This is a genomic window from Dactylosporangium sucinum, from assembly GCF_014647515.1.
Classification (GTDB): Bacteria; Actinomycetota; Actinomycetes; order Mycobacteriales; family Micromonosporaceae; genus Dactylosporangium; species Dactylosporangium sucinum.
Map to the genome: position 1 here is coordinate 18,531 of NZ_BMPI01000034.1, position 20,517 is coordinate 39,047.

Below are 20,517 nucleotides of genomic sequence, written 5' to 3' on the forward strand. Positions count from 1 at the left end.
CCGCCGGAGGAGGACCGTCACGCAGCTAGCGTATGCCGCTCCCGCCAGCCGCAGCGGCGGCGCCGCTGCGGCGCCGCCGGCTGCCACCCCGCGGCTACTTGGCGTTGAAGTAGGACGCGTCCGGGTGGTGGATGATGATGGCGTCCGTGGCCTGCTCCGGGACCAGCTGGAACTCCTCCGACAACGACACGCCGATGCGGTCCGGGCGCAGCAGCGCCACCGTCTTCGCCCGGTCCTCCAGGTCGGGGCAGGCCGGGTAGCCGAAGCTGTACCGGCAGCCGCGGAACTCGGTGCGCAGCAGGCCGTCCAGGTCGGCCGGGTCCTCCGCCGCGACCGGGCGGCCGTCCGGCAGGACGAGCTCCTCGCGCACGCGCTTGTGCCAGTACTCGGCCAGGGCCTCGGTCAGCTGGACCGACAACCCGTGCACCTCGAGGTAGTCGCGGTATGCATTCTCGGCGAACAGCTTCGCGGTGTAGTCCGAGACCGGCTGGCCGACCGTCACCAGCTGCATGCCGATGACGTCCAGCCGGCCCGACGAGCGCGGCTGGAAGAAGTCGGCGATGCACAGGCGGCGGTCGCGGCGCTGGCGGGGGAAGGAGAAGCGGGCCCGCTCGCTGTGGCCGTTCTCGTCCAGGACGACGACGTCGTTGCCCTCGGAGTAGCAGGGGAAGTAGCCGTAGACGACCGCCGCCTCCAGGACGCGGTCCGAGGCGAGGCGGTCCAGCCAGTACCGCAGCCGGGGCCGGCCCTCGGTCTCGACGAGCTCCTCGTAGGAGGGGCCGGTGCCGCCGCGGGCGCCGCGCAGGCCCCACTGGCCGAGGAACGTGGCGCGCTCGTCGAGCAGCGCCGCGTAGTCGTTGAGCGGGATGCCCTTGACGACCCGGGTGCCGAAGAACGGCGCCGCCGGCACCGCGGCGTCCTCGGAGACGTCGGAGCGCACCGAGGCGTCGTCGAGCGCGGGCAGGTCGTCGCGGAGCTCGACGGTGCGGGCGCGGCGTTCGCGGCGCGCAGCCAGCGCCGCCTCCCGCGCCGGGTCCACCACCGGCGCGCCGCCCCGCTTCGCCGTCATCACCCGGTCCATGAGCGCCAGGCCCTCGAACGCGTCGCGGGCGTAGTGGACCTGGCCCTGGTACAGGGCGGAGAGGTCGTCCTCGACGTAGGCCCGGGTGAGCGCCGCGCCGCCGAGCAGCACCGGCCAGCGGCCGGCGACGCCGCGGGCGTTCATCTCCTCCAGGTTCTCCTTCATGATCACCGTGGACTTGACGAGGAGGCCGGACATGCCGATCGCGTCGGCGTCCTTGGCCTCGGCCTGCTCCAGGATCGCCGAGATCGGCTGCTTGATGCCGATGTTGATGACCTCGTACCCGTTGTTCGACAGGATGATGTCGACGAGGTTCTTGCCGATGTCGTGGACGTCGCCCTTGACCGTGGCGAGCACGATGCGGCCCTTGCCGGCGTCGTCCTCGGACTTCTCCATGTGCGGCTCGAGGTACGCGACGGCCGACTTCATGACCTCGGCCGACTGCAGCACGAACGGCAGCTGCATCTGGCCCGAGCCGAACAGCTCGCCGACCGTCTTCATGCCGTCGAGCAGCACGTCGTTGATGATGGCGAGCGCGGACCGGCCGAGCAGGGCCTCGTCGAGGTCGGCCTCCAGGCCGTTGCGCTCGCCGTCGATGATGCGCCGCTTCAGCCGCTCGTCCAGCGGCAGCGCGGCGAGCTCCTCGGCGCGCGACGCCCTGGCGGAGGCGACGTCGACGCCCTCGAACAGCGAGATGAACCGCTGCAGCGGGTCGTAGCCCTCGGCGCGGCGGTCGTAGACCAGGTCGAGCGCGACGCTGCGCTGCTCCTCCGGGATCTTGTTCATCGGCAGGATCTTCGACGCGTGCACGATCGCGCTGGTCAGGCCGGCCTGCTGGCACTCGTGCAGGAAGACCGAGTTGAGCACCTGGCGCGCGGCCGGGTTGATGCCGAACGAGACGTTGGAGATGCCCAGGGTGAAGTTGATCCCGGGGTACCGCTGGGAGATCCGGCGGATCGCCTCGATCGTCTCGATGCCGTCGCGCCGCACCTCCTCCTGCCCCGTCGTGATGGGGAACGTCAGGCAGTCCACCAGGATGTCCTCGACGGCCATCCCCCACCGGCCGGTGAGGTCGTCGATGAGGCGGCTCGCCACCCGGACCTTCCACTCGGCGGTGCGGGCCTGGCCCTCCTCGTCGATGGTGAGCGCGACGACCGCGGCGCCGTGCTCCTTGACCAGCGGCATCATCCGCGCGAAGCGGGAGCCCGGCCCGTCGCCGTCCTCGTAGTTCACCGAGTTGACGATGCACCGGCCGCCGAGCATCTCCAGGCCGGCCTCGATCACCTCGGGCTCGGTCGAGTCGAGCATGATCGGCAGCGTCGACGCGGTCGCGAACCGGCCGGCCAGCTCGCGCATGTCCTGCGCGCCGTCGCGGCCCACGTAGTCGACGTTGAGGTCCAGCATGTGGGAACCGTCGCGGGCCTGCTGGCGGGCGATCTCCAGGCAGGTCTGGTAGTCGGCGGCGAGCATCGCCTCGCGGAACGCCTTCGAGCCGTTGGCGTTGGTGCGCTCGCCGACCATGAGGATGCTGGCGTCCTGCTGGAACGGCACGTGGTGGTAGATGCTCGCCACGCCCGGCTCGACCTGCGGGGCCCGCGCGTGCGGCGCCTGGGCGCCGAGCCGCCCGGCCACCGCCGCGATGTGCTCAGGCGTGGTGCCGCAGCAGCCCCCGACCAGCCCCGCACCGTACTCGACGACGAACCGCTCCAGGGCCTCGGCCAGCTCGTCCGGGGTCAGCGGGTAGTAGGCGCCCTGCGCGGTGAGCTGCGGCAGGCCCGCGTTCGGCATGACGGAGACGGGCACCTTCGCATGCTGTGCGAGATACCGCAGGTGCTCGCTCATCTCCGCGGGCCCGGTCGCGCAGTTGAGCCCGATGAGGTCGACCCCGAGCGGCTCCAGGGCGGTGAGCGCCGCCCCGATCTCCGAGCCGAGCAGCATGGTGCCGGTGGTCTCGACCGTCACGTGACAGATGATCGGCACGACCTTGCCGGTCGACGCCATGGCCCGCTGCGCGCCGATGATCGCGGACTTGGTCTGCAGCAGGTCCTGGCAGGTCTCGATGATGAGCGCGTCGGCGCCGCCCTCGATGAGGCCGGCCGCGTTGTCGAAGTACGCGTCGCGCAGCGACCGGAACGGCGCGTGGCCGAGCGTCGGCAGCTTGGTGCCGGGGCCGATCGAGCCGAGCACGAACCGCGGCCGCTGCGGCGTGCCGTGCGCGTCGGCGGCCGCCCGGGCCAGCCGCGCGCCGGCCTCGGACAGCTCGCGGATCCGCGACTCGATGCCGTACTCACCCAGGTTGGCGAGGTTGGCACCGAACGTGTTGGTCTCCACGGCGTCCGAGCCGGCCGCGAAATACGCCTCGTGGACGCCGCGCACCACGTCGGGGCGGGTCACGTTGAGCACCTCGTTACAGCCCTCGTGCCCCTCGAAGTCGTCGAGGGTCAGGTCCGCGGCCTGCAGCATGGTGCCCATCGCGCCGTCCGCGAGCAGCACGCGCTCGCGGAGGGTCGTCAGAAACGTGTCCGCCATACCCAAAGGCTATCGGGAAGACGGCGCTCCATCGGCCTCGGGCAAGGGCGACGCGGGCCACTCCATGTTCACGCCACTCTGCCGGAGGATGGGTGAGCCGTCCCCGTCCGCGCGTTGCTGCGGGACGTGCGCCGGTCCGCCGGCCGGATCGGGTCTTTTGGCCGGCTCGGCGGCCGGCTCGACCTCCCCGGGGGCCCACTCCTCGTGCGGCACCTTCAGGAACAACCACCCGGTCCAGACCAGGCCGGCGACCATGAGCAGCAGCGGCAGCACCGATCCGGTCGGCGGGTGCCACTGGCCGGCGAGCGGGTTGAACCAGCCGATGCCCGCGTTCGGCGATAGGCCCCGCTGCCAGCGGACCATGGCGAACACCAGCATCACGAGGTGGATCGGCACCAGCAGCACGACGTAGGCGCGGGTGAGGGTGCGGGTGCGCCGCGCGTCGAACAGCTCCTTCTGGCCGCGGTTCTCCCGCTCCAGCATCCACGCCGCGAGCAGCGGGAGGCCGCACAGCAGGGGCATCATGTACCGCCCGAGGGTGATGAAGCCGACCAGGTTCACCTGGCTGACCTGCAGGTAGCCGGGCAGCACCACGCCACCGACGAAGAACACGGCGTAGCGCCAGCGGGTCGCCCAGTCGGTGAAGATCGCGCCGAGCGCGATGAGGCCGCAGACCACCGAGATCCACAGCAGGTAGAAGGGCGTCCACAGGAACGTGTCGAACCAGCCGGCGACGCCGATCATGCCGATCACGTACAGCCACCAGTCGTCGGCGTACATCGCGATCGCCTCGCCGACCTTGATGTCGTCCGGGCCGCCCGGCGGGACGACCAGCTCACCGGTCTTCATGCCGATGATCCACGCGACCGAGGCGAGGCCGGCGACGACCACGCCCACGATCCACCACTTGGTGCGGGTGAGGCTGAACCACTCCTTCAGCCACTTCCAGCGCAGCGGCACCAGCAGCGCGAACAGGCCGAACGCCAGCCAGGCCGGGCCGGCCGAGCGCAGGCTCAGCAGCAGCACCGCCGAGATGCCCATCAGCGTGATGTGCCCGCGTTTGCGGAAGTCGGGCGGGTCGAGCAGCAGCGGAATCCCGGCGGCGAAGAGCGCGATGCCGGCCGAGATCTCCACCGAGTTCGGGTTGATGCCGCCGGCCAGGTGGGCGAGCATCGGCGTGGTGACGGTGAGCATCGTCGCGGCGGCCAGGCCGAACCGCGACCAGCGCAGCAGGCACACGAAGGCCGAGGCGAGCAGCGCGGCGCAGATCGCCGAGCTGATCAGCCGGGCCGCGACGAGCCCGCCCCAGTTCGGGAACCAGCGCAGCGGCGGGCCGACGACGAAGTAGTACAGCGGGTTGTAGCGCCCGGCGCTCGTGGACACCTCTTCGATCGGGCCGCCCTGGATGCCCGGCGAACAGTTGGCCGGTTGCTTCTGGTGGTTGCCGAAGCAGACGGCGTGCTCGTCCATGCCGGCGGGAACGCGCTGGTAGGCACCCATGCCGGGGTTGCCGAAGGCGTCGGGGACGACCGCCGGGCGGGCGAAGATCTGGCCCGGGTCGAACGAGGCAACGCCCGCAGCGCGGATGCTGTGCTGGACCTCGTCGGGTGGAGCGTCGTAAGGGGCGGCGAAGCACCAGGCCCCGAACGTCAGGAAGAAAGCGAGAAAGGAAAGCAGCCAGGCTCGAGGTCCGCTACGGAGTCCACTGCGCACCCCGGGATAGTACATAGTGATCATATACGGGCGCAGCCGACTCCCGTCGACCAGCGCGGCCGGCAAGCCATCCGGCGGTCGCCCACGTAGGCTGGGACCGTGACCGAGTTCGACGGCCTGCCCGTGCTGCGCTCCCCTGTCGCGATCGCCGCGTTCGAAGGGTGGAACGACGCTGCTGACGCGTCGACCGCCGTCGTCGAGCATCTCGAGCAGGAGTGGGGCGCCGATCCGATCGCCGCGCTCGACCCCGAGGACTTCTACGACTTCCAGGTCAACCGGCCCACGGTGCTCATGTCCGAGGGCGAGACCCGGCGCATCGAGTGGCCCACCACCCGCTTCTCGGTGGCGACCCCGCCGGACGCGGAGCGTGACATCGTCCTCATCCGCGGCATCGAGCCCAGCATGCGCTGGCGCACGTTCTGCGAGGAGATCCTCGAGGTCTGCCACTCCCTCGAGGTGAGCCGCATCGTGCTGCTCGGCGCGCTGCTCGCCGACGTGCCCTACACCCGGGCGCTGCCGGTGAGCGGCTCCGCCCCGTCCCGCTCGACGAGCGAGGCGGCCGAGCGGCTGGGCCTCACCCCGACCCGCTACGAGGGCCCGACCGGCATCGTCGGCGTGCTGCACGACGCCTGCGTGCGCGCCGACCTGGAGGCGATCTCGTTCTGGGTGCACGTGCCGCACTACGCCAACAACCCGCCGTGCCCGAAGGCGACCCTCGCCCTGCTGCACCGGGTCGAGGAGGTCCTCGACCTGCCGGTCCCGACCGGCGACCTGGCCAAGCAGTCCGCGGAGTGGGAGGAGCGGCTCAAGCAGGCCGCCGAGCAGGACGCGGAGCTGGCCGAATACGTCCGTGAGCTGGAGGAGCGGGCCGGCGACGCGGGCCTGCAGCCGCTGTCGGGCGACGAGATCGCGCAGGAGTTCGAGAAGTACCTGCGCCGCCGCGGCGGCCAGGCCGGCCCGTCGGCGACCGGGGCCTGGTAGCCGCCCGTCCGTCCGCACCCGGGGCCCGCACCCGGGGCCCGCTCGCCGCGTCGATCTTGCAGTTGTGGTGCCCGGTTGGCCCGGAAACATGACGACATTTCCGAACCACAACTGCAAGATCGACGCGGCGAGCGGCGGCCGTCAGTGCTGCCGGTAGGTGGACAGGAAGCGGCCGATCCGGCCGACCGCGTCGGTCAGGTCGGCGACCCTGGGCAGGGTCACGATGCGGAAATGGTCCGGGTTGTGCCAGTTGAACCCGGTGCCCTGCACGACCATGAGCTTCTCCTGCCGCAGCAGGTCCAGGGCGAACTGCAGGTCGTCCTTGATCGGGTGCACCTCGGGGTCGATGCGCGGGAACATGTACAGCGCGCCCTTGGGCTTCACGCAGCTCACGCCCGGGATCTCGTTGAGCATCCGCCAGGCCGTGTCGCGCTGGGCGAGCAGCCGCCCGCCGGGCAGGACGAGGTCGTTGATGCTCTGATACCCCCCGAGCGCCGTCTGCACGGCGTGCTGGGTCGGCACGTTCGGGCAGAGGCGCATGTTGGCCAGGATGTCCAGGCCCTCGATGTAGCTGCTCGCGTGCTGCTTCGGCCCGGCGAGCACCATCCAGCCGGTGCGGAAGCCGGCCACCCGGTAGGCCTTCGACAGGCCGTTGAAGGTGATCGTCAGCAGGTCGGGGGCGACGGCCGCGGTCGAGACGTGGACCGTGTCGTCGTAGAGGATCTTGTCGTAGATCTCGTCCGAGAAGACGAGCAGGTTGTGCCGGCGGGCGACCTCGGTGATCCGCTCGATCATCTCGCGTGAGTACACGGCGCCGGTCGGGTTGTTCGGGTTGATGATGACGATCGCCTTGGTGCGGGCCGTCACCTTGGCCGCGATGTCGTCGGGGTCGGGCAGCCAGTCGTTGCTCTCGTCGCACACGTAGTGCACGGCCCGCCCGCCGCACAGGCTCACCGACGCGGTCCACAGCGGGTAGTCCGGCGACGGGATCAGCACCTCGTCGCCGTTGTCGAGGAGGGCCTGCAGCGCCATGACGATGAGCTCGGAGACGCCGTTGCCGAGGTACACGTCCTCGATGTCGACGCCGTACACCTGCTTCTGCTGGTAGTACTGCACGACGGCCCGGCGGGCGGACAGCAGGCCCTTGGAGTCGCCGTACCCGTGCGCCGAGGGCAGGTTGAGGATGACGTCCTGGAGAATTTCCTCCGGCGCCTCGAACCCGAACGGGGCCGGGTTGCCGATGTTGAGCTTCAGGATGTGGTGGCCCTCGGCCTCCATCTGCTTGGCGGCGGCCATGACCGGTCCGCGGATGTCGTAACAGACGTTGGCCAGCTTCGCGGACTGAGTCACCTGCATGGCGCCCACATTACGAGCCGGTGTCCCAGGACTCCGTAGCCACTTCCCAGAATGTGGCCAACTGGACGCCGCGCCCGCTCGCGCCACGCGGAACGCTCGCGCCACGCGGAACGCTCGCGCCGCGGAACGCTCGCAGTCGGGGCCGGGCGCTCGGCAATGGCGGCGAACGCGTTGCGTCGAGCTTCCTAGGAGGCTAGTTTGGGCCCCATGACCGTGAATCCCGGGGCCGCCGAGTTTCCGCACCGGCAGATCGCCGCGCAGTTGCGCGCCCGGATCCACCGGGGCGACTGGGCGCCCGGCGAGCGGCTGCCGTCCATCCCGATGCTCGCCACCCAGTTCGGGGTGGCCAAGCAGACCGTGCAGCGCACCATCGACCAGCTGCGCATCGAGGGGCTGCTCATCACCCGGCCGGGGTCCGGCACCTTCGTCCGCGGGACCAAGCGGCGGATGAACCGGCTCTCGCGCGGGCGGTACGGCGCCGAGCGCGGATACCACGCGGAGCTCGCGGCGCGGTACCGCCAGCACCTCATGCTCGTCGCCCAGCTCCCCGCGCCCGCGGACGTGGCGGAGGCGTTCGGCGTCGATCCCGGGACCCCGCTGCTGGTGCGGCGCCACCTGGTGAGCACCGGGGAGTCGCCGGTCGAGGTCGGGGCGTCCTGGTTCAAGCCGAACGACGTGCGCGGGACGTCGATCGAGCGGCCCGACGTGTTCGGCCGGCCGCTGTACCAGGAGGTCGAGGACGAGCTCGGCCGCCGGTACACGAGCGCGAAGGACCAGGTCAGCGCCCGGCTGCCCAGCCGCGAGGAGGCCGAGCTGCTGCAGATCCGGCCGGACACGCCCGTGCTGGTGCTCCTGCACGTCGCGTACGACGAGGACCACCGGCCCATCGAGGTCGCCCAGGCCGCCTGGCCCGGCCCGATGACGTCGCTCACCGAGGAGTACCGCATCCCCGCCCCGCGCCCGGGGCTGCCCGACGACGAGCCGGGGCTGACCCTCGGCTGAGGCGACCGGCGGCCGGCGGCCGGCAACAGACGGCAGACCGCTACGGCGAGCCGACCGGCGGCACGACCGTCGTTTCCTATGATCCTTGCCGTGGAGACAGCGACCACCGGATTCCTCCTGGCCCGGCTGGGAGCGGAGGCGCGGCGGCGATGGTCGCGCATGCTCGCCGAGCACGAGCTGGCGCCGCACCACTTCGCGGTACTGATGAGCCTCGACACCGCCGGGCCGGCGCATCAGCAGCGGGTGAGCGACATGATCGGCGTCGACCCGCGCAACACGGTCGCCCTCGTGGACCTGCTGCACCGGCGCGGCCTCGTCGCCCGCGGCGTGGACGCCGCCGACCGCCGCCGGACGGTGCTGTCGCTGACCGGGCCCGGCGCCGAGCTGCTCGGGCGGCTGCGGGAGCAGGTCGAGACCGTGGAGGCGGCCATGCTCGCCGGGCTGCCCGAGCCCGACCGCCGGGCGCTGCACGACCTGCTGTCGCGGCTCGCGGCCACCGTGTGAGCGGCCGCGAGCCGGACACCGTCCGCAGACGGTCGGGCATCAGGTGATCGGGTCCGGGGCCGCCGGCGCCGGGGCCGGGGACGCCGGCGCCGGGGAGACCCGCGGGTCACCCTCGTCGGCGAAGTAGTCGGCGTGGACGGTGTCGTCGCCGCCGTCCTGCACGCGGGCCGCCCTGAGGACCACGGTCAGCAGCGCCGCGACCGCCAGGTTCACCACGACCGCGACGAACCCGACGTAGATCGTCTTCGTGCTGTCGAAGCCGAACTCGCTCAGCGGGAACGCGGAGCCGCCGAAGTGGGCGCGTTTGGTCGCCGCGTTCGGGATCTGGTACAGCATCCACATCCCCAGGCCCATCCCGGCGGCCCATCCGGCGATGAGCGCGCCGCGGTGCAACCAGCGGGTGAACAGGCCCAGCGCCACGGCCGGCAGCGTCTGCAGGATGATGACCCCGCCGATGAGCTGCAGGTCGATCGAGAACTGCGGGTCGACGAAGACCACGAAGACCAGCGCGCCGAACTTGACCAGCAGCGACATCAGCTTCGACGCCGTGGCCTCCTGGGCCGGCGTCGCGTCGCGCTTGAGGTACTCCTTGTAGATGTTGCGGGTGAAGAGGTTCGCGGCGGCGATGGACATGATCGCCGCCGGCACCAGGGCGCCGATGCCGATGGCGGCGTAGGCGACGCCGGCGAACCAGTCCGGGAAGAGCTTGTCGAACAGCAGCGGCACGACCGTGTTGTTGTCGTTCGTGCCGTTGGGGTTCTTCAGCGGCGTGATGCTCGCGGCGATCGCCGCGTAGCCGAGCAGCGCGATGAGCCCGAGCAGCAGCGAGTAGGCCGGCAGGGCCGACATGTTCCGCTTGATCACGTCGCGGTTCCGGCTGGCCAGCACGCCGGTGAGGCTGTGCGGGTAGAGGAACAGCGCGAGCGCCGAGCCCAGGGCGAGGGTGATGTACTGCAGCTGGTTGTTCGCGTTGAGCAGGATGCCGTCGCCGGGGGCCGGGGTCTTGTCGAACTTGGCGTCGGCGGCGTCGAAGATCGCGCCCCACCCGCCGAGCTTGTACGGCAGGTAGAAGATCGCGACCAGGATGACGACGTAGATGAGCGTGTCCTTGACGAACGCGATGAGCGCCGGGGCGCGCAGGCCGCTGCTGTACGTGTAGGCGGCCAGGATCGCGAAGGCGATGATGATCGGCAGGTGCCGCGCGATCGTGCCCTCGCCGGTGACGCCCATCGTCTTGAGCACGGCCTCGATGCCGACGAGCTGCAGCGCGATGTACGGCATCGTGGCGACGATCCCGGTGATCGCGATGAGCAGGGCGAGCGTCGGCGACTGGAACCGCGACCGCACGAAGTCGGCCGGGGTGACGAACCCGTGCCGGTGCGAGACCGACCACATCCGCACCAGGACCAGGAACACGAGCGGGTAGATGATCACGGTGTACGGCACGGCGAAGAAGCCGGCGGCCCCGGAGGCGAACAGCAGCGCCGGCACCGCGACGAAGGTGTAGGCGGTGTAGAGGTCACCGCCGACGAGGAACCAGGTGATCCAGGCGCCGAAGTTGCGCCCGCCGAGTCCCCACTCGTCGAGGTGCATCAGGTTGTCGGGCCGGCGCCAGCGGGCGGCGACGAAGCCCAGGGCGCTCACGCCGACGAACAGGATGACGAAGACGGCGATCTCGAGCTGATGGTCACGCCACACGGCCGCTCACCGCCGTTTCGTCATCTGGTAGACGAGCGTGGTGGTGCCCACGCCGACGGCGATGATCGCGAGCTGCATCCAGTAGAACCGCGGGAAGCCCAGGATGCGGGGGCTGTCGGCGTTGTACCAGACGGTGACCAGCGGCAGGACGATCGGGATGAACAGCAGCCAGTTCCAGGGGCTCTTGTCGCCCACCTTGGGGGTGTCTGGCTCTTCCGGGACGGTCACGGGGACCTCCTTCAGGGGCGGGGTGCGGGGTTGGCGGCCCCGCTCAGATCGACGTAACCCGATCTCCCCGCACCGCGCAGACCGCTCCGGCGCCCAATCGGCGAACGGTAGGAATCCAGCGCCCGGCGGCTGGCTCTTGACGTACGCCCTTACCGGCCCAGCTCCTCCTCGGTCGCGTTGCCGCCGGTCACGATCACGCCCACGCGGGTTCCCATGAGCCCGGGATGCCGGTGTACCGCGGCAAGCGCGGCCGCCCCGGCCCCCTCGGCCTGCGTGTGGGCGCGCCGGGCGAGCAGCCGGCGGGCGTCGTCGATGTCGTCGTCGCTCACCAGGACGAAGTCGTGCAGGTACCGCCGGAGGATCTCCTGCGGCCCGGCGAACCCGCGCCCGGTGGCGAGGCCGTCGACGCGGGTCGTGTTCGGCCGGTGCAGGCAGGTTCTGCGGTGCCAGGAATCGTGCGCGGCGGGGGCCTTGTCCGACTGCACGGCGATGATCTTCGTCGACGGCGAGACCGCGTTGGCGACGATGCATGCCGCCGCGGCGCCGGTGCCGCTGCCGACCGGCACCACGACGGTGTCCAGGCCGGGGTGCTGCTCGAACAGCTCCAGGTAGGCGGTGGCGACCCCGGCGACCAGGGCCGGCTCGTCGCCCGGGCTGACCAGGCGGGCGCGCCGCTCCCGCTGCCCGCGCTGCTCGCGCTGCTCGCTCCGTTCGCTCCGTTCGCGCTGCTCGCCCGCTAGCTCCTGTGCGCGGGCCTCGGCCTCGCCCATGGTGTCGCCGAACAGGTCGACGGTCGCGCCGAGCGCCTGCACGGCGCGGACCTTGAGCTCGGCCGCCGTGACGGGCATGACGATCGTGGCGGCGCGGCGGGCGGCGCGGGCCGCGTACGCGATGGCGCGGGCGTGGTTGCCGGTCGAGTAGGTGACGATCGGCCCGGTGCCGCGGTCTGCCAGCAGGAGGTTGAGCGCGCCGCGCACCTTGAACGCGCCGGTCGGCTGGGCGTTCTCGTGCTTGACCACCAGGCTGCGCCCGGCGGCCTCGTCCAGCAGCGGGTACGACCAGGCGGGCGTCGGCGGCAGGTGCGGCGCGAGCAGCCGCCGCGCCCTGAGGACGTCGGTCATCGTGAGCATGCCGTCCACGCTGCCGGACCCCGTCGCATACATCCAATGCCGGATGTCGGGGTTTTCCATCGGTACCGTCGATGCATGCTCGACGTGACCCGCCTGCGGGTGCTCGCGGCGCTCGCCCGCCACGGCTCGGTGACCGCCGCGGCGGCCGCCCTGCACTACGCCCAGCCGTCGGTCAGCCACCACCTGGCCCGGCTGGAGGCGGAGACCGGCACGCAGCTGCTGCAGCGGGCGGGCCGGGGCGTGCGGCTGACCGCGGCCGGGCGTCTGCTGGCCGAGCGGGCGGAGGAGATCCTGGGCCGCCTGGACGCGGCCGAGGCGGAGCTGGCCGAGCACGCCGGCCTGCGCGCGGGCCGGGTCCGCCTGGCCGCGTTCCCGTCGGCGCTGGGCTCGTTCGTGCCGCTCGCCGCGGCCCGCTTCGCGGCGGCGTTCCCGGCGGTGACGCTCACGCTGGTGGAGGCCGAGCCGCCGGAGGCGCTGTCGCTGCTGCGCTCGGGCGAGGTGGACGCGGCGGTGGTCTTCGACTACGCGGCGGCGGTCGCGGCCCCGACCACCGCGAGCCCGACCACCGCGAGCCCGACCACCGCGAGCCCGGCCGCGCCCGGCGTCCGGCTGGTGCCGCTGTTCGCCGAGCCGCTGCACCTGGTGACGCCGTTGTCCGTGGACGCCGACCTGGCATCGCTGGCTGAGGCGCGGTGGATCGCCGGCTGCGACCGCTGCCGCAGCAGCCTCCTGCAGCGCTGCTCGGCGGCGGGGTTCGTTCCGGACATATCGTTCACGACGGACGATTACGTCGCCGTGCAGGCCCTGGTGGCGGCCGGCCTGGGCGTCACGATCCTGCCCGACCTGGCGTTGCGCGCCCACCGCTCCCCCGCGGTGCGCGCCGTGCCGCTGACCGGCGGCGAACGCCACGTGAGCGCCGCCGTCTACGGCGCCCCGCCGGACCCGCCGGCCACCGCCCGCCTCCTGGAGGCGCTCTGCGCGGAGGGTCAGCGCACCGCGCCCCCGTAACGCCGCGCTTCCCACCCGACGCGTCCCAGGGTCACGACCCGCTCGCCCCGCCCCGCAATCGACGCTGGCCACCGTCCGACCAGCGGCCAGCGTCGACGCTTTCCGGGGGTGGCGTTACAGCTTGATGCCCAGCAGGGCGTCCACGGCCGCGGTCATCAGGGCCGGGGCCTCGCGGTCGTCGCCGGCGTCGGCCAGGGTGGCGTCGACCCAGGCGTCGACCGCGGCCAGGGCGCCCGGGGAGTCCAGGTCGTCGGCCAGGCGCTCGCGGAGCTGGGCCAGGAGCTCGACGCCGGACGGGCCGATGCCCGCGCGGGCCGCCTCGCGCCAGCGGGACAGGCGCTGCTGGCCGGTCTTGAGGACGTCGTCGGTCCACTGGCGGTCGTTACGGTAGTGGTCGGCGAGCAGCCCCAGGCGTACCGCCATGGGATCCACGCCGTCGGCGCGCAGGCGGGAGACGAAGACCAGGTTGCCCTGGCTCTTCGACATCTTGTCGCCGTCGAGGCCGATCATGCCGGCGTGCACGTAGTGGGTGGCGAACGGGGCCTTGCCGCTCAGCGCCTCGGCGTGCGCGGCCGAGCACTCGTGGTGCGGGAAGAGCAGGTCGTTGCCGCCGCCCTGGACGTCGACGGTGTCGCCGAGCAGGCTCTGGGCGATCACGGCACACTCGATGTGCCAGCCGGGGCGGCCGGGGCCGAGGTCGCCGCCGTCCCAGGCGGGCTCGCCCTCACGCAGGCCGAGCCACAGCAGCGGGTCGAGCGGGTCGCGCTTGCCCGGCCGCTGCGGGTCGCCGCCGCGCTCCGCGGCGAGGCGGAGCATCTCGGTGCGGGAGAGGTTCGACTCGGTACCGAAGCGCGGCGCCGTGGCGACCGAGAAGTACACGTCGCCGGTGCCGTCGTCGAGGGTGTACGCGTGGCCGGAGGCGATCAGCGCGGAGACCTTGCGGGCGATCTGCGGGATCGACTCGACGGCCCCGACGTAGCGCTTCGGCGGGACGATGCGCAGCGCCTCCATGTCCTCGCGGAACAGCGCCGTCTCCCGCATGGCGAGCACGACCCAGTCCTCGCCGTCGCGGGCGGCCCGCTCCAGCAGCGGGTCGTCGATGTCGGTGACATTCTGGACGTAGTCGACCTCGTGCCCGGCGTCCCGCCAGACCCGGTTGGCCAGGTCGAACGCGATCATGGTGGCGGCGTGACCGAGGTGGGTCGCGTCGTAGGGCGTGATGCCGCAGACGTACATGGTGGCCGGACGCCCGTCGACCTCGACCGGCGCGGTCTCCCGGCGCGCCGAGTCGAACAGCGCGAGCGGGGCAGCACCGGTGCCGGTGCGAGGCAGCGTGGGCACCGCCGGTGCCGTCCAGGACTCCATGCCCCTCAGCCTATCGGTGGATCACCCCGGGACGGCATGTGATGATCCTTGCCCGTCCGCCCGCCCCACCCCCGCCCCACCCCCGTCCGCGCCCCTCCGCGCCCGTCCGCGTCGATCTTGCACTTGTGGTGCCTGACAAAACGGGGCGATATGGGACCGTCCGGGCACCACAAGTGCAAGATCGACGCGAGAGGGGAGGCGTCAGATGGGGGGCCAGGGGATGGCGTGGCGGTCCTCGTCGGGCTCGGGGAAGCGGCGGGAGTGCAGCAGCGCGTTCACCCGGACCGACACCATGGCGACCTCGGCCGGGGTGAGGTGGGCGGAGAGGGACTCGGCCAGGCCGGAGTGGTACTGCGCGCGGAGCTTCTCGAGGACCTCGACCGCCTCGTCGGGCAGCGGCTCGCCGGCCCAGCCCCACAGCACCGTGCGCAGCTTGTCCTCGGTGTGGAAGCAGATGCCGTGGTCGACGCCGTGGACGCGGCCGTCGAGCGTGTCGATGACGTGGCCGCCCTTGCGGTCGGCGTTGTTGGCGATGGCGTCGAAGACGGCCAGCCGCGCCAGGCGCGGGTCGTCGGCGTGGGCGAGGACGTAGGCGCGGCCGTCCTCGTCGCGGGCGGACATGATGCGGCGCCAGCCCCGCGGTACCTTCTGGGCCGGCACGAAACCGAGCAGCAGGTCGTCGCTCTGCAGGTCCTCGTCGATCCAGAGCTGGCACATGCCGTGCCCGAGCGGGCCGTCGCGCAGGACGGTCGGCGGGACGATCCCCCAGCCGGTCGCCTCGGAGAGGAGCCAGCTGCTGTACTCCCGGCCGGCGAGCGTGCCGTCGGGGAAGTCCCACAGCGGGCGCTCGCCGGCGACCGGCTTGTAGACGCAGCGGGCGACGGTGCCGCCGTGGGTGATGACGGCCCGGAGCGTGGCGTTCGAGGCGTCCATGAGCCGGCCCTCGAGCTCCAGCTCGCCGTGGTGCAGCAGCTCCAGTGCCTCGTCGTCGGGCAGGGCCGGCACTTGTGCGCTACCTGCGGTAGCCGTTGTGGCGCGGGCAGAGATGACCGCGGGCGTCGAGGGGCTGGCCGCACAGCGGGCACGGCGGCCGGCCGGACGCGACGACGCGCTTGGCGCGCTCGATGAACGCGCGGGTCGCGGCCGGGGTGAGCCGGACGCGGAGGCGGTCGCGGTCGGCGGTCGCCAGCTCGTCGTCGTCCTCGTCCTCGGCCTCCTCGACCTCGTCCTCGCCGACCGCGATCGCCTCGATGACGACGGTCGCGGTGTCGACGTCGAACTGCAGGCCGAGCGTGCCGACCCGGAACTCCTCGTCGAGCGGTGTGTCGAGCGGTTCGTTGTCGGCCGTGTCGGCGACCGGCTCCACGGGCAGCTCGACGCCGAAGCGGCGCTGCGCCTCCTGCAGGAGCTCCTCGAGCTTCTCCGCGAGCAGGGACACCTGGACCTTCTCCAGGGCGACACTGATCAGCCGGCCGCCGCCGCGCGCCTGCAGAAAGAAGGTCCGCTCCCCCGGCGCACCCACGGTCCCGGCAACGAACCGCTCCGGCGGCTCGAACGCGTACACCTGGTGGCTCATGCCCGAAACTCTATCCGCACCGGAGCGCTCGCGTCCCGCGTGGGCTTCAAGATCACACGGAACCGCCCGAACCGCCACCAACCGCGGCATCCGACGACGGGGGCTCCTCCGACGGCGGCGGGGGCTGAAACCCGGACAGATCACCCCCGGTGTCGTTGAGTCGCAGCACGAACGAGCGCAGCGGGGTGTACCGGATCACCGTCACCGACGCCGGCTCGACCGCGATGCGCTGGAACAGGTCGAGGTGCATGCCGAGCGCGTCGGCGACGACCGCCTTGATGATGTCGCCGTGGCTGCAGGCCAGCCAGACGGCCTCCGGGCCGTGCTCGGCGGCGATGCGCGCGTCCCAGCCGCGGACCGTGGCGATCGCCCGCGCCGACATCTCGGCCATCGACTCGCCGTCGGCGCCGGGAAACACGGCCGCCGACGGGTGGGCCTGGACGGTCGCCCAGAGCGGCTCCTTGGCGAGCTCCTTGAGCGGGCGGCCGGTCCAGTCGCCGTAGCGGCACTCGACGATGCCGTCGTCGATCTGCACGCCGTCCCACGTGGGCAGGGCCAGCGACAGCGTCTCCACGCAGCGCGGCAGCGGGCTGGAGACGACGGCCTTGAGCGGCAGCTTCGCCGCGGCGAGCCGCTCGGCGACGGCGGTGGCCTGGGCGCGGCCCACCTCGTCGAGGCCGACGGGCTGGTGCCCGGCGAGGATCCCGCTCGCGTTGGTGCTGGTCCGGCCGTGGCGCAGGAGGAGAACGGTGGTCACGCCCCCAGGCCCGCCTTCTCCCACGCGGTGGCGAGCTGGCGCAGCGTCTGGGTGCCGTAGTCGGCGTCGCCGAAGATGATCGTGGAGATCTCGGTGACGCCGGCCTCCTTGTAGGCCTGCAGGCGCTCGGCGACCCGCTCGACCGGGCCGAGCAGCGAGGTGCGGTCGATGAACTCGAACGGCACGGCCGCGGCCGCGTCGCGGTGACGCTTGGCCAGGTAGAGGTCCTGCACCTCGCGGGCGGCGTCCCCGTACCCCATGCGGGTGGCCAGGGCGTTGTAGAAGTTCTGCTCGCGGCTGCCCATGCCGCCCACGTACAGCGCGGCGTACTGACGGACCAGCTCGGCGCACATCTGCGGATCGTCGCCGAACACCACCGGTACACCCGCTGCGATCTCGAAACCGTCGAGCGTCTTGCCGACCTTGGCCCGGCCCGCCGCGATCGACGCCGTGGACTCGTGCGCGTACTCGGGCGCGAAGAAGATCGCCAGCCAGCCGTCGGCCACCTCGCCGGCGAGCTCGAGGTTCTTGGGGCCGACCGCGGCGATGTACACCGGCACGTGGTCGCGCACCGGATGCAGGGTGAGCTTGAGCGGCTTGCCGGGGCCGTCGGGCAGCGGCAGCGTGTAGTGCTCGCCGTCGTACTGCACGACCTTGCGGGTCAGCGCCAGGTTGACGATGTCGATGTACTCCCGGGTGCGCGCGAGCGGCTTGGCGAACCGGACGCCGTGCCAGCCCTCCGACACCTGGGGTCCCGACACGCCGAGGCCGAGGCGGAAGCGCCCGCCCGACAGCTTGTCGATCGTCGCCGCCGTCATCGCCGCCATGGCGGGGGTGCGGGCCGGGATCTGGAAGACGGCGGAGCCCAGCTCGATGCGCTCGGTCTGCCCGGCGAGCCAGGCGAGCATCGACGGCGCGTCCGACCCGTACGCCTCGGCGACCCACACGCAGGAGAAACCGAGCCGCTCGGCCTCCTGGGCGATGGCCAGATGGCCCTGTGGATCATTCCACGACGACAGGTAGCCGAGGTTCAATCCGAGTCGCACTGGTGCCTCCCACGGGTCCGTCGTGCCGCCCTGCACGAGCGGCACCAGGGTAGCCCGGGGCCCGCCTACCCGCCTTCGCCGGGATCCGGCCGTATCGTTCCATGCATGCAACAGCGACCGCTCGGCCGTAGCGGGCTGGCGGTATCCCGGCTGGCCCTCGGCACCATGACCTGGGGGCGCGACACCGACGCCGACGATGCGGCCGCCCAGCTCAAGACGTTCCGCGACGCGGGCGGCACGCTGCTGGACACGGCCGACGTGTACGCCGACGGCGAGGCCGAGTCGGTGATCGGCGCCCTGGTCGGCCGGCTCGTGCCCCGGGAAGAGCTGGTCATCGCCACCAAGGCCGGCCTGCGCCCGGGCATGGCCCGCCGCCGCGACGGCTCCCGCGGGCACCTGCTGCGCGCGCTCGACACCTCGCTGCAGCGGCTCGACACCGACTACGTCGACCTGTGGCAGGTCCACGGCTACGACCCCGACTCGCCCCTGGAGGAGACGCTCTCCGCCATCGACACGGCCGTGAGCAGCGGCAGGGCCCGCTACGCCGGCGTGTCGAACTACTCCGGCTGGCAGACCGCCCGCGCCGCCACCTGGCAGGCGGCCTGGCCGGGCCGCGCCCCGCTGGTGTCGGCCCAGGTGGAGTACTCGCTGCTGGAGCGCGGGATCGAGCGCGAGGTGGTGCCCGCGTGCACGGCCCTCGGGATCGGGCTCCTGCCGTGGTCGCCGCTCGGGCGCGGGGTGCTCACCGGGAAGTACCGCGGGGGCGTCCCCGCCGACTCCCGCGCCGCGTCGCCGCACTTCGAGCGGTTCGTGGCGCCCTACCTGGACGACCGCTGTGCCGGGATCGTGGAAGCCGTCGCCACCGCGGCCGGCGGGCTCGGGGTGTCGCCGCTGGAGGTGGCGCTGGCCTGGGTCCGGGACCGGCCGGGCGTGGTCGCGCCCATTCTCGGGGCGCGGACCGTCGGGCAGCTGCTCGGCGCGCTGCAGACCGAGGAGATCGCGCTGCCGCGGGAGATCCGGGCCGCGCTGGACGACGTGTCGGCGCCGCCGTCGGGCTATCCCGAGCGCCAGACATAATTGGCGGATCATGATCCGGCGAACCGCACCTCTGGCTCTGGCTGTTCTTGTGGCGTGCCTCACTGCGTGTGATGCGCCCGCTCCTACCGGTCATCAGGACGCGACCGTCCCGACGCCGACGTGGGCTCCCGCCCCGTCCTCGTCCCCGACCGGCACGGTGTCCCCGGCCGGCGCGGCTCCGTCCGCGGTCGCCGTCGAGGCGGGGGGCGCTCGCACGGCGGTGGCCCTGCCCTCGGCGGTGGTCGTCCTGGCGGCGTCGGGTTCGGAGGTCGCGCGGGTGGCGGTCGACGAGCCGGCTACGGCTGTGGTGGCGCTGCCGGGCGGCGGGTTCCGGGCCGTGGCCGGGCGGACGGTGCTGGACGTCCCGCCTTCCTCCGCTTCGCCCACCGCTTCGCCCTCTCCTTCTTCCGCCTCTCCTTCTTCGGCCTCCCCTTCGGCATCGCCGGACGCGAAGCGCTGGTCGCTACCGGGCGTGGGGTCGGCCCTCGCGGTCCCTCCGTCGGGTGACTGGACGGCTGTGGCGCTGCCCGCGACCGGCGACGTGATCATCCTCTCCCCCACCGGCGCCGTGACCCGCACCATCCCGACCGGCGTCCGCCCCACCGCCCTGGCCGCCGACACGTCCCGGATCGCCGTGGTCGACGCGTCGGAGTCGTCACTGACCGTGTTCGACGCGGCGACCGGCGCCCGCCAGGAGGCCCTCCGCGCCGGCGACGGCGCCGTGACGGTGGCGTCCGGCGGCGGGGGCCGGTTCGTGGTCATGGACGCCCGCGACGGCGAGCTGCTGGTGTTCGACTCGGGCCCGCTGATCCTGCGCCAGCGCCACCCGGTGGCGGGGACACCGTACGGCATCGCGTACGACCCGACCCGCCGCACCGTCTGGGTGACCGTCACCCAGCGCAACGAGGTGGCCGGCTACGACATCTCGGGCGGCACCCCGCGCGAGGTGGCCCGCCACGCGGCGGTACGCCTCCCGGTCGCGGTCTCCGTCGACCCATCCTCCGGCGCGCTGGCCGTGGCCGGCTCCGCGGAGGGGCTGGTGCAGCGGATAGTGCCGTAGCAGTATCGGGACATGGACTACGAGTACGTGCCGTTGCGGTTACCGTCGAATGTCGACCGGATGACCGCCAACGCGCAGCTGACCATCCAGGCCGAGTACGGCGGCTGGGAACTCGCCCGCGTCCGCCTGTATCCCGACGGCAGCCGCCAGGTGATGCTCCGCCGCCGGGTCACCAACGAGTCCCTGCCGGGCCTGAGCACGTAGCCCAGCCCCTGTTCCACCCTGCTCCGCCCTGTTCCGCCCCGTGTTCCACCCGCTCCGCCCCGCTTCGGCGCGCTGACTCGACGCCGGAGGGGCCGCTTACGCGCCGATGCGCTCGCGCGCGAACTCGAGCACGCTGTCGCCCCGCAACGCGGCCGACCGCACCCGCGGATCCGCGTCGGCCCACAGCCACCTCCTCGGCGCC

General features: G+C 72.5%; 19 protein-coding genes. 7 read left to right on the forward strand and 12 right to left on the reverse strand.

Annotated elements, in window-relative coordinates; all coding sequences use genetic code 11:
- Nucleotides 1-94: 94 nt before the first annotated feature.
- Nucleotides 95-3,610, reverse strand: coding sequence for a methionine synthase (gene metH, locus IEZ31_RS30445; protein ID WP_190253460.1), 3,516 nt, complete (start codon nt 3,608-3,610; stop codon nt 95-97).
- A 9-nt stretch (nt 3,611-3,619) separates the two neighbouring features.
- Complete coding sequence (locus IEZ31_RS30450) at nt 3,620-5,323, reverse strand: glycosyltransferase family protein (RefSeq protein ID WP_190253461.1); 1,704 nt, start codon at nt 5,321-5,323, stop codon at nt 3,620-3,622.
- A 99-nt stretch (nt 5,324-5,422) separates the two neighbouring features.
- Between IEZ31_RS30450 and IEZ31_RS30455 the strand changes: the two genes are divergently transcribed.
- On the forward strand, nt 5,423-6,304 hold the full coding sequence (locus tag IEZ31_RS30455) for a PAC2 family protein (RefSeq protein WP_190253462.1): 882 nt from the start codon (nt 5,423-5,425) through the stop codon (nt 6,302-6,304).
- 141 nt (nt 6,305-6,445) lie between these two features.
- On the opposite strand, the gene IEZ31_RS30460 is transcribed toward IEZ31_RS30455, so the two are convergent.
- Nucleotides 6,446-7,660 carry a pyridoxal phosphate-dependent aminotransferase gene (locus tag IEZ31_RS30460; protein ID WP_190253463.1) on the reverse strand — a complete coding sequence of 405 codons (1,215 nt, stop codon included), beginning with the start codon at nt 7,658-7,660 and terminating at the stop codon, nt 6,446-6,448.
- A gap of 207 nt (nt 7,661-7,867) precedes the next feature.
- Between IEZ31_RS30460 and IEZ31_RS30465 the strand changes: the two genes are divergently transcribed.
- Both IEZ31_RS30465 and IEZ31_RS30470 read left to right on the forward strand, forming a co-directional pair.
- Nucleotides 7,868-8,662: a GntR family transcriptional regulator gene (locus tag IEZ31_RS30465; RefSeq protein ID WP_190253464.1), complete on the forward strand. Its 795-nt coding sequence runs from the start codon at nt 7,868-7,870 to the stop codon at nt 8,660-8,662.
- Nucleotides 8,663-8,752: 90 nt separating this feature from the next.
- Entirely contained in the window at nt 8,753-9,166 is a 414-nt protein-coding gene (locus IEZ31_RS30470) for a MarR family winged helix-turn-helix transcriptional regulator (protein ID WP_190253465.1), read from the forward strand.
- Between the two features lie 39 nt (nt 9,167-9,205).
- Here IEZ31_RS30470 and mctP read toward each other — a convergent pair whose 3' ends face one another.
- From mctP to IEZ31_RS30485, 3 genes are all read right to left on the reverse strand, one after another.
- Nucleotides 9,206-10,864 carry a monocarboxylate uptake permease MctP gene (mctP, locus tag IEZ31_RS30475; protein WP_190253466.1) on the reverse strand — a complete coding sequence of 553 codons (1,659 nt, stop codon included), beginning with the start codon at nt 10,862-10,864 and terminating at the stop codon, nt 9,206-9,208.
- Nucleotides 10,865-10,870: 6 nt separating this feature from the next.
- Nucleotides 10,871-11,092, reverse strand: a complete 222-nt coding sequence (locus IEZ31_RS30480) for a DUF3311 domain-containing protein (RefSeq protein WP_190253467.1) — start codon at nt 11,090-11,092, stop codon at nt 10,871-10,873.
- A gap of 149 nt (nt 11,093-11,241) precedes the next feature.
- The gene (locus IEZ31_RS30485) at nt 11,242-12,222 is read right to left on the reverse strand and encodes a threonine ammonia-lyase (RefSeq protein ID WP_190253468.1); all 981 of its coding nucleotides are present in this window, start codon (nt 12,220-12,222) and stop codon (nt 11,242-11,244) included.
- A gap of 75 nt (nt 12,223-12,297) precedes the next feature.
- On the opposite strand from IEZ31_RS30485, the gene IEZ31_RS30490 reads away from it, so the two are divergent.
- A complete protein-coding gene (locus tag IEZ31_RS30490) occupies nt 12,298-13,230 on the forward strand; it encodes a LysR family transcriptional regulator (protein WP_190253469.1) in 933 nt (310 codons plus the stop codon).
- Nucleotides 13,231-13,344: 114 nt separating this feature from the next.
- Here IEZ31_RS30490 and mshC read toward each other — a convergent pair whose 3' ends face one another.
- From mshC to IEZ31_RS30515, 5 genes are all read right to left on the reverse strand, one after another.
- Complete coding sequence (gene mshC, locus IEZ31_RS30495) at nt 13,345-14,595, reverse strand: cysteine--1-D-myo-inosityl 2-amino-2-deoxy-alpha-D-glucopyranoside ligase (protein ID WP_190253470.1); 1,251 nt, start codon at nt 14,593-14,595, stop codon at nt 13,345-13,347.
- A 201-nt stretch (nt 14,596-14,796) separates the two neighbouring features.
- Nucleotides 14,797-15,600: an SCO1664 family protein gene (locus tag IEZ31_RS30500; protein WP_190253471.1), complete on the reverse strand. Its 804-nt coding sequence runs from the start codon at nt 15,598-15,600 to the stop codon at nt 14,797-14,799.
- A 7-nt stretch (nt 15,601-15,607) separates the two neighbouring features.
- Nucleotides 15,608-16,171 (reverse strand): DUF3090 domain-containing protein, encoded by a 564-nt coding sequence (locus IEZ31_RS30505; RefSeq protein WP_190253472.1) that lies wholly within the window; start codon nt 16,169-16,171, stop codon nt 15,608-15,610.
- A gap of 52 nt (nt 16,172-16,223) precedes the next feature.
- Nucleotides 16,224-16,928, reverse strand: a complete 705-nt coding sequence (locus IEZ31_RS30510; protein WP_190253473.1) for a histidine phosphatase family protein — start codon at nt 16,926-16,928, stop codon at nt 16,224-16,226.
- Nucleotides 16,925-17,974 (reverse strand): LLM class F420-dependent oxidoreductase, encoded by a 1,050-nt coding sequence (locus tag IEZ31_RS30515; RefSeq protein WP_190253474.1) that lies wholly within the window; start codon nt 17,972-17,974, stop codon nt 16,925-16,927. The genes IEZ31_RS30510 and IEZ31_RS30515 overlap by 4 nt, the downstream gene beginning before the upstream one ends.
- Nucleotides 17,975-18,079: 105 nt before the next feature.
- Here IEZ31_RS30515 and IEZ31_RS30520 point away from each other — a divergent pair, with 105 nt between their 5' ends.
- Nucleotides 18,080-19,051, forward strand: coding sequence for an aldo/keto reductase (locus tag IEZ31_RS30520; protein ID WP_190253475.1), 972 nt, complete (start codon nt 18,080-18,082; stop codon nt 19,049-19,051).
- Between the two features lie 93 nt (nt 19,052-19,144).
- Here the strand turns inward: IEZ31_RS30520 and IEZ31_RS30525 are convergent, their stop codons facing one another.
- Nucleotides 19,145-19,438, reverse strand: coding sequence for a hypothetical protein (locus IEZ31_RS30525; RefSeq protein ID WP_190253476.1), 294 nt, complete (start codon nt 19,436-19,438; stop codon nt 19,145-19,147).
- 130 nt (nt 19,439-19,568) lie between these two features.
- Here IEZ31_RS30525 and IEZ31_RS30530 point away from each other — a divergent pair, with 130 nt between their 5' ends.
- Both IEZ31_RS30530 and IEZ31_RS30535 read left to right on the forward strand, forming a co-directional pair.
- Nucleotides 19,569-20,111: a YncE family protein gene (locus IEZ31_RS30530; protein WP_190253477.1), complete on the forward strand. Its 543-nt coding sequence runs from the start codon at nt 19,569-19,571 to the stop codon at nt 20,109-20,111.
- Nucleotides 20,112-20,123: 12 nt separating this feature from the next.
- Nucleotides 20,124-20,315 carry a DUF5703 family protein gene (locus tag IEZ31_RS30535; protein WP_190253478.1) on the forward strand — a complete coding sequence of 64 codons (192 nt, stop codon included), beginning with the start codon at nt 20,124-20,126 and terminating at the stop codon, nt 20,313-20,315.
- The last annotated feature ends 202 nt before the right edge of the window (nt 20,316-20,517 follow it).

Excerpts from the sequence above, each read along its gene's own strand:
- metH (WP_190253460.1), bottom strand. The coding sequence starts at position 3,610 with ATGGCGGACACGTTTCTGACGACCCTCCGCGAGCGCGTGCTGCTCGCG.
- IEZ31_RS30460 (WP_190253463.1), bottom strand. The coding sequence starts at position 7,660 with ATGCAGGTGACTCAGTCCGCGAAGCTGGCCAACGTCTGTTACGACATC.
- IEZ31_RS30465 (WP_190253464.1), top strand. The coding sequence starts at position 7,868 with ATGACCGTGAATCCCGGGGCCGCCGAGTTTCCGCACCGGCAGATCGCC.
- IEZ31_RS30485 (WP_190253468.1), bottom strand. The coding sequence starts at position 12,222 with ATGCTCACGATGACCGACGTCCTCAGGGCGCGGCGGCTGCTCGCGCCG.
- IEZ31_RS30490 (WP_190253469.1), top strand. The coding sequence starts at position 12,298 with ATGCTCGACGTGACCCGCCTGCGGGTGCTCGCGGCGCTCGCCCGCCAC.
- mshC (WP_190253470.1), bottom strand. The coding sequence starts at position 14,595 with ATGGAGTCCTGGACGGCACCGGCGGTGCCCACGCTGCCTCGCACCGGC.
- IEZ31_RS30505 (WP_190253472.1), bottom strand. The coding sequence starts at position 16,171 with ATGAGCCACCAGGTGTACGCGTTCGAGCCGCCGGAGCGGTTCGTTGCC.
- IEZ31_RS30520 (WP_190253475.1), top strand. The coding sequence starts at position 18,080 with ATGCAACAGCGACCGCTCGGCCGTAGCGGGCTGGCGGTATCCCGGCTG.
- IEZ31_RS30535 (WP_190253478.1), top strand. The coding sequence starts at position 20,124 with ATGGACTACGAGTACGTGCCGTTGCGGTTACCGTCGAATGTCGACCGG.